The 14,455-nt window shown below is 47.8% G+C and carries 16 protein-coding genes; 5 read left to right on the plus strand and 11 right to left on the minus strand.

Features of this window, described 5'->3' with window-relative positions; all coding sequences use genetic code 11:
• The first annotated feature begins 322 nt into the window (after window positions 1-322).
• Complete coding sequence (locus EHO60_RS07795) at window positions 323-1,522, plus strand: hypothetical protein (RefSeq protein WP_135767564.1); 1,200 nt, start codon at window positions 323-325, stop codon at window positions 1,520-1,522.
• A 39-nt stretch (window positions 1,523-1,561) separates the two neighbouring features.
• On the opposite strand, the gene EHO60_RS07800 is transcribed toward EHO60_RS07795, so the two are convergent.
• A complete protein-coding gene (locus tag EHO60_RS07800) occupies window positions 1,562-2,644 on the minus strand; it encodes a PA0069 family radical SAM protein (protein ID WP_135767565.1) in 1,083 nt (360 codons plus the stop codon).
• An 81-nt stretch (window positions 2,645-2,725) separates the two neighbouring features.
• Window positions 2,726-3,355, minus strand: a complete 630-nt coding sequence (locus EHO60_RS07805) for a glutathione S-transferase family protein (protein ID WP_135767566.1) — start codon at window positions 3,353-3,355, stop codon at window positions 2,726-2,728.
• A gap of 257 nt (window positions 3,356-3,612) precedes the next feature.
• On the opposite strand from EHO60_RS07805, the gene EHO60_RS07810 reads away from it, so the two are divergent.
• Entirely contained in the window at window positions 3,613-4,671 is a 1,059-nt protein-coding gene (locus EHO60_RS07810; RefSeq protein WP_135767998.1) for a PAS domain-containing protein, read from the plus strand.
• A 34-nt stretch (window positions 4,672-4,705) separates the two neighbouring features.
• On the opposite strand, the gene msrA is transcribed toward EHO60_RS07810, so the two are convergent.
• Together msrA and EHO60_RS07820 are read right to left on the minus strand one after the other, a co-directional pair.
• A complete protein-coding gene (msrA, locus tag EHO60_RS07815) occupies window positions 4,706-5,326 on the minus strand; it encodes a peptide-methionine (S)-S-oxide reductase MsrA (protein ID WP_135767567.1) in 621 nt (206 codons plus the stop codon).
• Between the two features lie 114 nt (window positions 5,327-5,440).
• Complete coding sequence (locus EHO60_RS07820) at window positions 5,441-5,839, minus strand: GreA/GreB family elongation factor (protein ID WP_135767568.1); 399 nt, start codon at window positions 5,837-5,839, stop codon at window positions 5,441-5,443.
• A gap of 372 nt (window positions 5,840-6,211) precedes the next feature.
• Here EHO60_RS07820 and EHO60_RS07825 point away from each other — a divergent pair, with 372 nt between their 5' ends.
• Both EHO60_RS07825 and EHO60_RS07830 read left to right on the plus strand, forming a co-directional pair.
• Window positions 6,212-6,784 (plus strand): hypothetical protein, encoded by a 573-nt coding sequence (locus EHO60_RS07825; protein ID WP_135767569.1) that lies wholly within the window; start codon window positions 6,212-6,214, stop codon window positions 6,782-6,784.
• 170 nt (window positions 6,785-6,954) lie between these two features.
• Window positions 6,955-7,485 (plus strand): SET domain-containing protein, encoded by a 531-nt coding sequence (locus EHO60_RS07830; RefSeq protein ID WP_135767570.1) that lies wholly within the window; start codon window positions 6,955-6,957, stop codon window positions 7,483-7,485.
• Window positions 7,486-7,512: 27 nt separating this feature from the next.
• Here the strand turns inward: EHO60_RS07830 and EHO60_RS07835 are convergent, their stop codons facing one another.
• From EHO60_RS07835 to EHO60_RS07855, 5 genes are all read right to left on the minus strand, one after another.
• Window positions 7,513-8,100, minus strand: a complete 588-nt coding sequence (locus EHO60_RS07835; RefSeq protein WP_135767571.1) for a DUF2179 domain-containing protein — start codon at window positions 8,098-8,100, stop codon at window positions 7,513-7,515.
• A 50-nt stretch (window positions 8,101-8,150) separates the two neighbouring features.
• Window positions 8,151-9,653: an HTTM domain-containing protein gene (locus EHO60_RS07840; RefSeq protein WP_135767572.1), complete on the minus strand. Its 1,503-nt coding sequence runs from the start codon at window positions 9,651-9,653 to the stop codon at window positions 8,151-8,153.
• A gap of 12 nt (window positions 9,654-9,665) precedes the next feature.
• On the minus strand, window positions 9,666-10,649 hold the full coding sequence (locus EHO60_RS07845; RefSeq protein WP_246028186.1) for a DNA-processing protein DprA: 984 nt from the start codon (window positions 10,647-10,649) through the stop codon (window positions 9,666-9,668).
• Between the two features lie 4 nt (window positions 10,650-10,653).
• Window positions 10,654-11,529, minus strand: coding sequence for a tetratricopeptide repeat protein (locus tag EHO60_RS07850; protein ID WP_135767573.1), 876 nt, complete (start codon window positions 11,527-11,529; stop codon window positions 10,654-10,656).
• Window positions 11,530-11,845: 316 nt separating this feature from the next.
• Window positions 11,846-12,199 (minus strand): DoxX family protein, encoded by a 354-nt coding sequence (locus EHO60_RS07855; RefSeq protein ID WP_135767574.1) that lies wholly within the window; start codon window positions 12,197-12,199, stop codon window positions 11,846-11,848.
• A gap of 138 nt (window positions 12,200-12,337) precedes the next feature.
• Here EHO60_RS07855 and EHO60_RS07860 point away from each other — a divergent pair, with 138 nt between their 5' ends.
• Entirely contained in the window at window positions 12,338-12,784 is a 447-nt protein-coding gene (locus tag EHO60_RS07860; RefSeq protein ID WP_135767575.1) for a GNAT family protein, read from the plus strand.
• Here EHO60_RS07860 and ispF read toward each other — a convergent pair.
• Window positions 12,781-13,266: a 2-C-methyl-D-erythritol 2,4-cyclodiphosphate synthase gene (ispF, locus tag EHO60_RS07865; protein ID WP_135767576.1), complete on the minus strand. Its 486-nt coding sequence runs from the start codon at window positions 13,264-13,266 to the stop codon at window positions 12,781-12,783. The genes EHO60_RS07860 and ispF overlap by 4 nt on opposite strands.
• Window positions 13,263-14,234 carry a quinolinate synthase NadA gene (gene nadA, locus EHO60_RS07870; RefSeq protein WP_135767577.1) on the minus strand — a complete coding sequence of 324 codons (972 nt, stop codon included), beginning with the start codon at window positions 14,232-14,234 and terminating at the stop codon, window positions 13,263-13,265. Before nadA ends, ispF begins: the two co-directional genes overlap by 4 nt.
• Between the last annotated feature and the right edge of the window lie 221 nt (window positions 14,235-14,455).

The following is a 14,455-nucleotide window of genomic DNA, read 5'->3' on the forward strand; positions in this document are numbered from 1 at the left end:
GCGTCAAGTGAATGGAGATTTTTTTCGCATAACAATTCGAATGAAAAAAATATAAAGAGCGTTCTAATGAATTAGAAAAAAATTATGTATAACGGTCGCTAAAATTATTGTAACCGATTCGTATTTTTATATAACAATTGTTTTGTTTGATTTGGGGATTTTTGCCGACCCGGATTCGGAACTTTTCAGTCGAAGCGGGATCTTGTGCTTACGGAATGAATCTTCAGTCTCCGATTCCGATGAGAAAAATAAAAACGGTTGTGAAGAATCCGCTCTTAAGGACAAAGAGTTTAGCCGCCAATCGAAGGACATTCCCCAAAACATGAAAAACAAAAAAATCTGGATCTATCTAGGCCTACTTGTGGCCTCGCTGGCGATCCTTCTGTTACTTTGGAACGAAGCAAGAGAAGAAGGATATTTCCTTACTGAAAAAGAAAAAAGAGAAAGGGCCGAATTCATGGCCAAGGGAAAGTTTTCTTCAGGATCTTCCCACTCGGATTCCGGTTCCTTGCAGCAACTGGACGAGAGTATTCCCCAGGAAAAAATTCTGAAAGATTATCTGGAATGGTCGGAGTATCCTCCGAATTCCCGTCCCTTGACGAAATACAATGCGGATCTCTTGGATCCGTACTTTATTCCTTTAGCTCCCATTCCCATGGCGGACAAGCCGACGGATAAAAAACCGAACGAATATTCCTGCAAGCTGCAACCCTTGCAATGGGCCGCGATCGGTATGAAAGATCCTGTCTATATTACCTTGGAATGCTTCGACAATAAATTCCAAAGGGTTCCGATCGATGTCAGAGATGTAAAACTTTGGAGGGAATTCGACGGTCACAAATTCGGAGCCGTCAGTCCGGAAGGAAACGATCACGGAACGGATGGAGACGCGAAGGCTAAGGACAATCTTTTTACCTTCCAGTGGCGTCCCGGGATCAAGGATTGGGGAGACATGTATCTGGAAGTCCAATTCATTTACGGAAAAGAAAAGAAAGAGGGGAAGTTGCTTACTTCCTTTTTCTCTTCTCCAAACCAGCCGGCGGAGTGGAACGGTTATTTTTCCGACGATCCTAACGAAGGGTCGCTTTCCGTACGAGCCAGCTTAAACGTATTTCGGGCCGGGACCTACCATTTGGAAGGGAACCTCGTCCATGCGGCCTCGGGAGAACCCATTGCCTGGGCTTCCTTTGACGGGAAGTTGGGCGCAGGGCGCCAGGATGTGGAATTTCTATTTTACGGAAAATTGATCCGGGAGAGCGGATTCGACGGTCCTTATGCTTTAACCCAATTGAGAGGCCATAGAGTGAATCTTCCCGTTGATCCGGAATGGTTCGGACAAGGACAGGAAGGAATGAGGAAGATTCTTGCGGCAAGGACTACGGAACCGGACAAAGAACTGGTAGCTCCCTACAGAGAAAAATACACGACTCGGACGTACGATTCGAACACTTTCTCTTACAAGGCTTGGCAGTCACCGGAAAAGGACCAGCAGACCAAGCAACTTCGCGAAAAACTACAATAAGTTCCGAGGTCAGGCTCCGGTCCGAAACATCCGATCCTGCTAGAACAATCCGGGGAGTAAATCCTGGTCCTTGCTTGCAAGCACCTGGAACTCTTCCGGAACGCGGAATAAATCGCCCCGGATGGTTCCTCTATGGTTTAGGCCCAACCTGCGAGTCGCTAAACGAAATCTGGTCCGCAACAATTGCGCATAATTTCCGGTTCCGGTCATTCTTTGGGAAAAGTCCGAGTCGTACAATTTTCCTCCCCTGGCTTCCCGGATAACACGCAGGATTTTTTCCTTTTTGAGAGGAAAGTGAACTCCCAACCATTCTTCGAACAGGGGGGCGACTTCGTATGGGAGGCGCACGAAGACCATTCCTGCGCTTTCCGCTCCGGCAGATTTGGCTCTTTCCAGTACAGTTTCCATTTCACTGTCATTTAAGAACGGAATGACCGGAGCGAACATGACTCCGACAGGAACTCCAGCTTCGGTCAAACCTTTGACTGCCTCTATTCTTTTGTTGGGGGCGGGGGCTCTCGGTTCCAGGGCGGACCAGAGTTCCGAATTCAGGGTCGTGATGGTAACGAAGACTTTCAAAATTCCGAGACGACCCATTTCGGAAAGAAGATCCAGATCCCGGAGTATGAGAGAAGATTTCGTAATGATGGCTAGAGGTTGGCGGAACTTGAGGCATACTTCCAGGATCTTCCGGGAATTCTTGTATTTTCTTTCTCCCGGTTGGTACGGATCCGTGGCGGTGCCCATCGTAATCGTCTCTACGTTTCCTTTTCTTTTTCGCAACGCATCGATCAGTAACCGATCTACGTTCTTTTTTACGAAGATTTTGGATTCGAAGTCCAAACCAGGAGAAAGATCCACATAGGCGTGATTCGGTCTCGCAAAACAATAGATGCATCCGTGTTCGCAGCCTCGGTACGGGTTGAGGCCGGCTTGGATCGGAATGTCAGGAGAATCGTTGTACGTCAGAAGGGATTTGGAATCTTCCCAAAAAAATTCCGTAGTGCGGACGGTTCCTTCTTCTCCGGCCTCTTCCCAGACTTCCCGATGCACATGAGTGAATCTTCCTTCCGGGGAAGAAGTCGTTCCTCTTTTTTGCTTTTTCTCGGATCTCGGAGGCACGAACCAGAGAATAAAATAAATGGAAACATTTGTAAACTATAAATTTGTATAGTTTATTTTTCAGAACCGGTCCGAATTCGATCAGGAGCGTTTTTCCTGTTCTGCGGCGCCTTGTTCCCATTCCTTGTAGGCAGGTAGAGAAGAAATCGTGCGCACGTATTCCGCACTCGGGCCGGAAAGAGGAACCTTATAAGTGATGAAGCGAGAAACTATCGGAGCATAGAACGCGTCCGCTACGGTAAAATCCTTACCGAACAGAAAAGGACCTCCATTTTCCCGTAAATTTTCTTCCCATAAGTTTCGGATCCTATCTATGTCCTTTTGGGCCTCCGGAGGGATCTGCTTGTCGGAGATCCTTCCGGTGAAGTTCATGGTTAAGTTGCTTCTGAGACCCGTAAAGCCGGAGTGCATCTCCGCGGTGATCGATCTGGCCTTGGCTCTCGTATTCGAATTTTTGGGCCAGAGTTCCGGCTTCTTCTCCGCCGCATACTCGGCAATACTCAGGCTGTCCCAGATCGTAAGGTCTCCGTCTCGGAGAACGGGAACTTTTCCAGACGGAGAATAATCGGCGATCACCGAAGCATATTCGGGTGTAAACAGTCGGAGAGAAACTTCCCGAAACGGAATACCGGCTTGTTTTAAAAGGATCCAGGGACGGAAGGACCAGGAAGAAAGGTTCTTATTTCCGATCACTAAAATGAGTTCGCTCATGCCCCAAGCATCGGGGGCAGTCTTTGGGAAGCAACCAAGTTCCAATTCTTCGGGCTTGCTTTCGGATTCGACCCGAATCCAAATTTTAAAGGTATTTCCTGCCGGAATTTCCGAGGGGTTGTTAGATTTTACCTAAAATCCTTGTCCCAAAGATGTAGAAGAGCGCAAGTTTTGGGCTTTCTTCGTTTCTTGGAAATTTTCACGTGATTTAAAAATCAAGCTTTGTGAAGGCAAAGTACGAGAGAAGGGTCGAGCGATTGGAATACTTAAGGGAATACGATCAAAAATACGAAACCGTACCCGATATTCTACTGGTCTGCAATGCCGAGGGGCAGATCCTGCATATCAGTCATAAAGGAAAGGAAATCCTGGAGTTTCTTTCCGAAGATCTGCTTTTCGGAAAGAATCTGGTGGATTTGTTTTCCGAAAGGGACAAGCCCTTCGTTCAGGCCGAGATATTGCCGGTAGCTCTGCGGAACGGAGAGTGGCAGGGCCAGGTCTACGTTCTGAAAAAATCCGGAGAGAAAATTCCCACTTTGCAAATCGCTACGATCCTGCCCAATTCCCAAAAAGGTTTGTCCTTTTTATTGTTCATTAAGGGTGGGGCTTCCGAACGCATTCGATCCACGGATATCATCTATCGGGCTTTCCGCCAATCCAAGAGTGCGATGTTTTTAACGGATAAAGACGGTGTGATCCTTGCCGCTAACGGTCAGTTCGAAGTAATCTCAGGGTTTGCGGAATCCGAATTGATCGGAAAGACTCCTAAAGTGTTCCAGTCCGATCCGGCTTCTTTGGAGTTTTACAACGAGTTTTGGGAAAAGATTCTCCAAGGGAAGGAATTCCACGGAAGTCTTCCGAACCGGAAGCGCTCCGGTAGATATTTGCAATGGAATCAGATCATCTCCCCCATCCAGGACGAAGAAGGTAAAATTACCAATTTTCTCATGGTATTGTCCGAGCGGGAAGTAGGAGGGCCGTTCCAGTTACGCGGGGTCTTGGAGATCGCATCTAAAGGACCGACTCAGCCCGATGTTTTGCGCCGTTTCGAAGGATACGACCGTCAGTCTTTGGCGCGGATTCTTCGGGAAAAAACGAAGCTGACCAAGAAGGAAACGGACATCTGTGCCAGCATCGCTTCGGGCAAGGATAAACACCAGATCTGCGAGGAATTGGGCATCCATTCCGGAACGTTGAAAAACCATCTCAAATCGATTTATAGAAAAACCATAGATTTGGAAAAAGAAATCCCCGGTCCTGAGCGGGACAAACTCCAAAAGCTGACGATTTATCTATTTCGTTTAGCGGGAAACTGAAGTTTCCCTTTTGCGGATACTTCCGAAGAAAGATTCATTGTCCCCAAGTTTTCCGTAAATAATCTTCCCGCCCGGAACCTTTTCTGTATTGCTTATAATGATCCGGGTTCCTTTTATAATAGTCTTGGTGGTATTCTTCCGCGGGATAAAAGTCGCTAGCCGCCAAAATTTCCACTACGATCGGTTTTTGGAATTTACCCGACATCGCTAAGGATCGTTTGGAATTTTCCGCCATCTTTTTTTGAATATTATTTTTATAGAATATGGCGGTTTTGTACTGTTTCCCTCTATCGGCGAATTGTCCTCCGTCGTCCGTCGGATCGATTTGTCTCCAGTACGTTTCCAGCAGGGTCTCGTATTTGATTTTTTCCGGATCGTAGGTGATTAAGACGGATTCCCGGTGCCCTGTTTGTCCGTGTCCCACCTCCTCGTATTTCGGATTTTTCTCTTTTCCGCCGCAATAACCGGAGACCACAGAGACGACTCCCGGAAGTTTTTCAAAGGGACCTTCCATACACCAAAAACAACCTCCGGCGAAAATCGCGGTTTCTAGTTTCGTTTTCTCTTTTGTTGCTGCGGGCAAAACGGCGAAGAGGAGCAAAAGAGGAAGGATGGAGCGGATCAAAGGGAAGAACGGATTCGATTTACGTTTCATGGGTCTCTACCTCGGTACCTAGTTCGTAGGGAGAGCCTTCTTGGTTACAAAGGAATCGGTTCGGATCCGATCACGAAATACACGGAAGTAACGATCGGCTTTTTGTCGTTCCCGTCAGGGTTGAAAGAGCAATTCTTGTACTCTTAAGTATTTCTCGTTCCCGTCCACTAACCAACGTACAACTTCTCCTACTCTTGCTCCCAATACGGCGCTGCCGTGCGGAGAGAATACGGAAATTTTTCCACTGGAAGGATGGGTACTTTCCCAATCCTCCGGATAGACTAGCGTGAATTGGAATGCCTGCGCGTTCCCGAGGTCCCGTAATACGAATTTGGAATTCATCGTGATCAGATCCTCCGGAACCTTCTGCGGGTCCAGTTTCTTGGCTTTGGAAAGTTCTTTGCGCAGGCTTTCGATCACGGAAGTAGGTACGCTTTGGGGGAGTTCGGAGCTTTCCAGCGTGGAAAGGATTTTTTGATGATCCGGTTTGGATAGAAGCCGCTTTACGCTCATAAAAACTTTTCGCCTCCCGGGAACGAAGAAAAAGTTAAGTCCGAAATCTACGAAAGAAGGACTTTCGTTCAAGCATTTTTCAGATTTTCCCTTTATGGATCGCCCGAACGACTCGGAAGAGACATAAAGACGGAATCTCCAATCCCTAGAGTATAAAAGGGGGAGACCTAAATATTATAAATATTGAATGTTTTTGGAAATTCCGTTCCGGTTAATCCATTGAAAGTCCTTCCGTTTCCGGATCCCTGCGGAGATAAAAGGCCGATGCAGGCAAACTCTTCTTGGATCGCATTTTTTCGGGAAAACAAATTCCTAGAATCGGAGAAATATCACTATGCCGTAAGATGGAAGTAGGTAGAAGGGGACCGAACCATGATACTCACCCTTTTTTCTCAGGATCGGAATCGTCCCTTACTTCTCCTAAGATGGTTGGTTCGCTTGGTGGATCGGGAAATCCAGCCAGTTCTGGTTCTACCGAAGGGAAGTCTGGGACTAGAAGAGGGGTTAAAGCTGGGAAAACTTCTCTCGAAATTCTCTCGGCCGAACGTTCCGATTCTTCTGGGCTTCGCTGAGACCTTGGAACAAGCCGAAGCATTTTGCAAGGAAGCCAAAAAAGGAAAATTCGGCGGGACACCTTCCCGGTCGGTTCCGGTTCTGATCAACGCAACAAGGTTTCGTTCGGGGCAGAGAGGGCTGGATTTTTCCGACCAGCTCGAATTTTCCCGGAAAGACTGGGAAAGTTCTTTTCCCATCACTTGTTTTCTGGAATTCGGCAGGGATTCTTCCCTTCTTTCCGAAGCGAGCGGGCGGACGACTCTGTTTGAGGCCTCCACTTTCGTAGCGGAAGTCGGACCGGGCAAGGTTAGGAGTCTCAAACAAGAGGGGGATGTCTCTTCTTCGGACGCTTGGACGAGCGAGGTCCTCTCTTCGCTTCGGCTGGAATAGGTTTCGGCGAAGTGAGAGCCTCTGGCGTCCTTCTCCGAGCAAAAATCCAAATCTCTTTTTCCTACTCTTAGGTGGGGGGGATTTGCTATTTTTAATTGAACTTTTTTCGATCCCGGACTTGACTGATTAAAATTTTGCCCCCTTCCGGGGGAAGAGCAGGTTGATCTTGCATGATCGAAAGACGCACGAACAAATTCGGGGAATACGGAATTTTCGCCTCGTCGCGCATAACTAAAGGGACGCTTCTTTTTAGCTACAGCGAGTGGATCGAGGACGAAGAGTTCGGCTGGAAGGTGCTATCCGTCGCCGAAGCGGAAGCACTCCCCGAGTCCGAGAAGGAAATCTTCATGAAATACGGCTATGACGTAGATTTTGGACTCGTAACCGGACCCACCGGCCCCCAGTTCGTCATTAACAACTCCAACTTCATGAACCACTCTTGCGATCCGAATATGTGGTATGATCAGAACGATAATATCATCGCAAAGCGGGACATACGAAAAGGAGAAGAGCTGACCATCGACTACGCGAATTTCGTAGTGAACTTCGACCAAACCTTTGAATGCCGCTGCGGAGCTCCGAATTGCCGGAAATACATTCGTAAGGACGATTGGAAGATTCTTTTGCCGGAGTATCATCTTAACTTCCCGGCATTTATGCACAAAGAAATCAAGAAGCTCCTGGTCAAAGTTCCGGCTTGATCCTTCACGCCCGGGTGGACCGGGCGTTCACTTTCTGATTTTGGATTGCCTTCTCCAGAGAAGGCCGGCCAAAAATTCCCCTCCGGGCTCCTCCTTCCAAATTCCGAGGTCGCTGGTTTTCCTGGCGTTTTCGATCGTGTAAAACGCCCTCGGAGCCGTTTTTCCCAGGATTTCTAGAACATCCGGAACCTCTTTTCTGCGCAGAAAGGAAAGGATCACGGTTACCGGTCCCCGGGAGCCGAAAGCGTCCAATCGGGTGGTTCTAAAGCCGGAACGGGTCAGACTTTCGATGATATTGTCCCCATTTCCCGAAACGATGATCCGTATGAGGGAATGACCGATTGCGAGCTTTTCCTCCACGACCATTCCGAGGAAGGTTCCCGTCGCAAAACCGGCCCCGTATGCGATGTAGCAAAGTGCATTGTTCAGGTTCCGGATGATCTGAGTGATGACGATCAGCCACAAAAGGACTTCCACGAAACCCAAGGCGGCGGCTAGGATCTTTCGTTCCCGGGAGATCAGGATGATTCGGACCGTTCCTATGCTGACATCCGTAACCCTTGCCAGATAGATTCCTAGGGGGAGGAAAACGTACTCTGAGATCCAGGGGGGCATAGAGGTTATCGAACGGGAAACCGCAGGATTCCGCCAGTAAAATTACAAGTTTATCTTTCCTCGGGCAGGATCCAATCCTGGGGGAAAAGGGTTTCTTTCGCCTTCATTAAGTCCCTGGTTGGGTTTACGAACGGTTTGCTTTTTCTACCGTTCAAGGAGACGGTTATATCCGCATAAACGGCAGCCTCATCTCCGGTTTTTTCTTTTTCTACCCTTCCTAGATAATGGGAAAATTGCAAAATCAGATCCGGATTGGTGCTCATCGGGATTTTTTGCCTTTCGGAAAGATAAGAATCGGCAAGGACGAAACGGACCTCACCTGTTCTTAAATTCGCGACCCGAAAGGATGTGATCGCATTTTTTTGGGATAGCATCGTCTGCCAGGAAAAGCGCGAACCTTGTTCCGTCCATAGGACGTTTCCGGGATAAAATCTATGCCGTAGAGGGAGGAGGATCTGCGCCACAAGATATACGCCTAAGACGTACGGTCCAAGATTTACGATCCGGGAAGAACGGAGTCCCGAGAGACGAGTTCCGGCTGATTTCCCCCAACGACCCAACCCTTCGATGCGGGTCAACAGATGCAAAATAATCTGAGCGGAGTCGAACCGAAAGCGGACCGGAAGTTTTTGCCAAACGGTTCGGAATAGATTTCTGAATTCTCCGTAAGGAAAGATCCCCCGGCGTTTCAAAAAATTCCTCAGGCTCAAAGGCCAGTAGGCGGAGAGGAAGAGGGCGGATCCCCAAATCATGATCCAGGGAAATATCCCTACGGGAAAAAGTTCCCAGATCAGAATTTGGAAAAGGACGACGAAGGAGAACATCCAAGACCTGAGTTTCGGTTTTAACAACAAAAACGGGACCACTAGATCGAATAGCAGTCCCGCATAACCGAATATATATCCGGCGATCGGGGTCGCGAAAAATTTTCCGATCACAGGAAAGTCCGTGTCTCTCGCCAGCCAGATTTTGAGAGGCTGTGCTCTGACAAGCCAATCGGATTCGATTTTAGCAATCCCTCCGAAGAAATAAACGCAGGCGAATTGGAAGCGGAGCAGCCAGAGATTCCAGTTGCGTATTTTAGGGTTGGGCCATCGACCTGTTCTGTACGCTTCCAGAAAATGTCCCACGGAAAGGCAACGATCGGCCGGCAACCAGATCATGATCCAAAGCACCAGTCCGAGCAGATAGGAATGATTTAAATACAGGGCAGAGTCGATCAGGTTGAAATAAACGAATCCTAAGAAATAGATCGTAACACAAAGCCGGTACAGAATACCAAGGCAGATTCCCAAACCCGCAATCGACAGGATCCAGAAGAAAGGGTAAAGAAGCCAGGCGGGCAAAACTTCCACCCAGGAAAATCCGAAATATTTAAAATGGAATTCCGGCTCTAAGAAGAATTTTCCGACCCAATCATTGAGGAGATACCTAAGCGAGATCGAGGTGCATAGGATTCCGAGTCCGAATCGAAACAAACCTAGGGACCAGGCGGGGGAAAAATCCGTCATTTCGGTCCGAAGCCGATCTATAAAGCCAAACTTGGTTTTCATTCCTTTTTCGGCCTAGCCTTCCGACGTCAGATAGCCATTGCCTAAATGGATCCAGTTGTCGTCCAATGTTTCTTTCCCCAAACGGGCCAGTGTTTCAGGCAAGTCCCGGAAATCCTCGGGTAAAAGATCATCTTTGTGGAAAAATTTTTCACCCGTGTCCGAAAGTCGAGGGAACAGAAGAAGGTTTGCCCCTTCCGATATCAATTTTTTTCCACCTTCGTTACGGGTTTGTGCGGGGTGGTCGAATACATAGATTTCTCGATTTTGGGAAAGGGCGCTTGAGGCCGAGGAGATCGCGCCGCTTTTTGCGGGAGCTTCCATCAGAAATAACGTCGGGCAAATCCCGGTGATGATCCTGTTTCGCTTTGGAAACGCGTATTTGCGTACGGGAAAATCGGGCGGATATTCCGTGACGATAAGAGCCTTCGCAGTGTTCTTCATCTTCCGGAATAAAGCTCCGTTTTCCGCAGGGTATTCCTTTTCGGGGCCTGTTCCTAGAACACCTAATACGAACATTCCCGCATTTAAGGCAGCGTCCATCACTAGCGCGTCCGCTCCGAGAGCTAGTCCGGACACAAGGCCGGAGTATCCCGTTTCGGATAAAAGCGAAGGCACGGATTTGCAGGCCAACCTCGTGATCGGAGAAATCGATCTTGTCCCGACCACCGCCGCGAGATTTTGCCCCAGAACGTTTCGGTCCCCGATGCAGAACAGATTCGGTGGAGGATCGTATATTTCTCTTAATAATTTAGGATAATCGGAATCGTAATAGCTTAGAACGAAGCCGCCTAACTTTTCGAAGGAGATCCTGTATCGTTTCGCCTCCTCCGTTACTAAGGATCGGAGAGAGGCCGGGAGAATTTTTTCCAATTCGGAAATCGCTTCGAGTTCGGAAGGAAAACGGGAAAGTATCCTCGATCGTCCGATCAGGGAATGCAATTTAGGAGAACTGAGAGAAAGAAAATCCATGCGGAGAACGGAATCTTTTTTCCGCAAAACGTTATTTTTCGCTCGCTTCCAACTTTTTCAGATCGCTCAGCACGTTTTTATAGGAATCGTTTTCTTCCAGATTTTCCTTGATAAATCCGTCCTTTTTCAGGCTTTCCAATGCGGACCTGATCTGCAGGTATTCCTCTTTCGCTTCCCCTATTTTGCCTGACCGGTAGAGGAAATTCGCCTTCGCAAATTTTGCGGGAACATTTCGGGGTTCCTTTCTTAAAATAGAATCCAAAAGAACGAATGCCTTGTCCTGCTCGTGAAATCCCGCCTGAATTCCTTCCCAAGACGAATCCGCCATGGAGGAATCGAAATAGATCAGGGCCAATTGGAAGGGAAATCTGGAATCCCTGGGATCCTGACGGGAAAGAGCCTGGAAAATTTCGATGGCTGCCTGCCGTCGGTTCGGTTCCCAGCCTCGGTCCTTAGAAGCGTTCGCATACGCCAATCCGGTTTCGAAGAGCAATTGTTGGTCTACGGGCATCAATAGAAGCGCCTTGTCGAAATAGGGTAGAGCCGATTCGAAAAAGTGTACGTCCGCCCCGACGACCTCGGATTTTTTACCGTTCGCTTCCTCTTGGATCGCTATATTATAATATTTAGAGGCAAGATCGTAGTCGCCGATTTTCATATAGCCTTGGGCGATTTTCCAACTGAGAGCTCCTGCAGATCTGGTTTTGGAAGCGAGTTCCCGGATTTTTTTTTCCAATTCCACGATTTCGGACTCATCCATCGAGAGCCTGCGCTTCCAAGATTCCAAGTCTTCTACCGTAGGGGGTTTGTACGTGCTTTTGGAGGAAAATTTACTGAGATTCTTACAGGAATCGAAAGTGCCAGAGAGAAAAACGAGAAGAATGGTTATGGAGGAGAAGGTCTTCATTTGAATCGAAAATACGGTGCCAAAAAATCGCGGGACGGTCTATGGAAAATCGAGCCGGACGACGGAATTTTAGAAAAAAGAAGGGAGAACGGACTCTGTATTTGAGGTTTGTTGGAACTCCTACAGGCTGAAAAAAACTCTTGTCGGCTTGTGGTTTTTGTGGTATGGCTGCGGGGGTGTACCACCGCACCGGCCCCCGCCCAGAGCAGGGTGGGGCCAAAGTGTGAGAAAAGTTGGAATCATAATTCCAACACCGGAGCTGGAAAAGGGAAAGGAGTTTCTTTCTTCTTTCCCTTTTCTTCCTTTCTCCCCAGAATCACTCGTTGTCTTTTGAAATTCCCGCAATCACCAAGGCTCCACCTAACAATCCCAAGTCCTTTAAGAGGGCCATGAGTTCCTGTTGGTTTCCCCCCGCTGCCGGCCCTAAATGGATCAATACGATATATAAGCCTAGTAATACGGCTAAAAGAGTCGTGGCCAATTTCGTTTTTTTATTGATAAAGATGCTGGCCGCGGCCGCGATCATTGCAACGCCCGTTAAGTAAACCCAAACAACCTGAAAGGGTATATAAGAAGGTACTAATCCGGCCATTCCAGGAGCGTAAATCAGGTGAAAAATCCCGAAGATTAAAAACGGAACTGCATATAGGTACTTCCCTACGGTTTTCATAATCAAATTTCTCCTATGAGACTTCGCTCTCGAGTTGGAAGCGCTTCGCAGTCGATTCCGGCGGAGCTCGGAAACTTCTTCCCCAAAGCGACCGTCAATTCATATTGTTATTTTTGACGCCTGCAAGGAGAAAACGGTTTGCCATTCGGAAAAAAAATAATTCCCCCACCCGGATGGCGAATTGCGGAAGAAAAAGACGTAAAATTTCTGTCCGAGTCGGAAAGGATCTGCTTTCCGGATTCTTTTTGGACTCCAATAGGAATCGCCGAACATATCGATTCGCATCCGGCCTGGGTTCGAGAGGAAACGGGTCATTTGTTCTTTCTGGATTTGGGCGAAGAAGCGGAATTGCTTCGGATCGGAATCTTTCCGGAAAAAAGAGGTTTCGGCGAGGCAAAGCGTGCGCTCTCTTATTTGTGCTCCGCTTATCCCAGAGTGTTCTTGGAAGTCGGCGCTTCCAATCTTGCGGCAAAGGGTTTGTACGTTTCCTTAGGTTTTCAGGAAATCGGAAGAAGAAAGGGTTATTATTCCTCCGGAGAAGACGCAATCCTGATGGAAAATCGCCTAACGGAAGGGCGTTCTTAATTCTTTTCCAATAAGACCACGCAAGCGGTGCCGATTCCTTCTTGTCTGCCGATCGCTCCCATTTTTTCCGTTGTAGTCGCTTTGATGGAGACGCAGTCTTGCGGGAGACCCAGTAACCCGGATAAAGTCTCCTGGATACGTATTCTATGCGGAGAGATTTTCGGACGTTCCCCGATAATGGTGCAATCCGTATTGACCAATTCGAATCCTTTGCCTCTCATCAGCTCTAAGGATTTTTCCAGGATGATTCTGGAATTCATATTCTTGAACTTAGGATCCGTGTCCGGAAAATATTGCCCTATATCTCCTAGGCCCAGGGCCCCCAAAATCGCGTCGGCTAACGCGTGTAATACTATATCCGCGTCTGAATGTCCGATCAAAGCGTATTCGGATTCTATTACGGTTCCTCCCAGGATCAGATCTCGGGAAGGATTCAATTCTAATCGATGAAAATCTAATCCGTGACCAATGCGAAGAGTCATTTATAACTGATATCCAACATTCTCTGAACCGCCATTCTTCCTTTTTCGATCACTTCCGGATCCAACGTTATTTCGTAGCGTTCGTACAAAAGAGCATCCCGGATCTTTTCCAAGGTGATTTTCTTCATGTGAGGGCAGGTGCGGCAAGAAGAGACGAAACTTCTCTCGGGAAATTCCGCGCGTAAATTGTCTCCCATAGAACATTCCGTAACCAGAAACACATCTTTGGCCCCGGAGTCCTTAATGAATTTGGCCATCTGAGATGTGGAACCGGAGAAATCGGAGACTGCAACCACGTCTTCTTTGCATTCGGGATGGGAAATTACTGTGACTCCGGGCCATTGTCTCCGAACGGAAAGGATATCTTCGGGAGAGTACATTTCATGAACCATGCAACGCCCGGGAAAGGAAATGATTTTCTTTTTGGTCTGGTTCCGGACATTCCCCGCCAAATATTCGTCGGGTAAAAAGATCACTTCGTCGGAATCCAACGAATTCACGATCTGGACGGCGTTTGCGGAGGTACAACAGACATCCGTTTCGGCCTTCACCTCCGCAGTACAATTCACATAAGTGACGACCGGAATTCCAGGATATTTGGCTTTTAGGTCTTGGACGTCCTTCCGGGTAATACTTTCCGCTAGGGAACATCCCGCTTTCAGGTCCGCAATGAGGACCTTTTTTTCGGGAGACATAAGCTTAGCGGTCTCTGCCATGAAATGAACTCCGTTAAAAAGGATGATTTCCGCCTCCGTATCCGCCGCAACCTTGCTGAGATATAAAGAATCCCCGACGATATCCGACACTCCGTGAAAAATATCGGGAGTCATGTAATTGTGACCTAAAAGAACGGCATTCTTTTCCTTTTTGAGACGGTTGATTTCCTCAATCAAAGGGAGTTTCTCATCGATCTCGTGGCTCATATACGTAGATTCCAGTGATCTACGAATTTCTTCTGCGGTTTTCATATTGCCTCCGGAGTCTTTTTTTCGGAGAATTTCCTCTTTTTTTGACCGTTTCGGACGGCCTGTCGGCTATCGAACGTTCCAAGAATTAGGGTTTCGTTTTTCGGCTCGTTTTGCAAGTGATAATACCTTCTCCGAAACCGGCGGGAATTCGTTTTAAACGCTTCCAATCGTAAAATAAATTGACAGGAAAAGAAATCCCCGAATCAATACGTTGTTATTCT

Source organism: Leptospira fletcheri (assembly GCF_004769195.1).
Lineage (GTDB): Bacteria > Spirochaetota > Leptospiria > Leptospirales > Leptospiraceae > Leptospira_B > Leptospira_B fletcheri.

Coding starts and splice junctions, on each gene's coding strand:
- EHO60_RS07820 (WP_135767568.1), bottom strand. CDS start 5,839: ATGAGCGTAAAGCGGCTTCTATCCAAACCGGATCATCAAAAAATCCTT.
- EHO60_RS07835 (WP_135767571.1), bottom strand. CDS start 8,100: ATGCCCCCCTGGATCTCAGAGTACGTTTTCCTCCCCCTAGGAATCTAT.
- nadA (WP_135767577.1), bottom strand. CDS start 14,234: ATGAAAACCGCAGAAGAAATTCGTAGATCACTGGAATCTACGTATATG.
- EHO60_RS07805 (WP_135767566.1), bottom strand. CDS start 3,355: ATGAGCGAACTCATTTTAGTGATCGGAAATAAGAACCTTTCTTCCTGG.
- EHO60_RS07840 (WP_135767572.1), bottom strand. CDS start 9,653: ATGAAAACCAAGTTTGGCTTTATAGATCGGCTTCGGACCGAAATGACG.
- EHO60_RS07850 (WP_135767573.1), bottom strand. CDS start 11,529: ATGAAGACCTTCTCCTCCATAACCATTCTTCTCGTTTTTCTCTCTGGC.
- msrA (WP_135767567.1), bottom strand. CDS start 5,326: ATGAAACGTAAATCGAATCCGTTCTTCCCTTTGATCCGCTCCATCCTT.
- ispF (WP_135767576.1), bottom strand. CDS start 13,266: ATGACTCTTCGCATTGGTCACGGATTAGATTTTCATCGATTAGAATTG.
- EHO60_RS07825 (WP_135767569.1), top strand. CDS start 6,212: ATGATACTCACCCTTTTTTCTCAGGATCGGAATCGTCCCTTACTTCTC.
- EHO60_RS07795 (WP_135767564.1), top strand. CDS start 323: ATGAAAAACAAAAAAATCTGGATCTATCTAGGCCTACTTGTGGCCTCG.
- EHO60_RS07830 (WP_135767570.1), top strand. CDS start 6,955: ATGATCGAAAGACGCACGAACAAATTCGGGGAATACGGAATTTTCGCC.
- EHO60_RS07855 (WP_135767574.1), bottom strand. CDS start 12,199: ATGAAAACCGTAGGGAAGTACCTATATGCAGTTCCGTTTTTAATCTTC.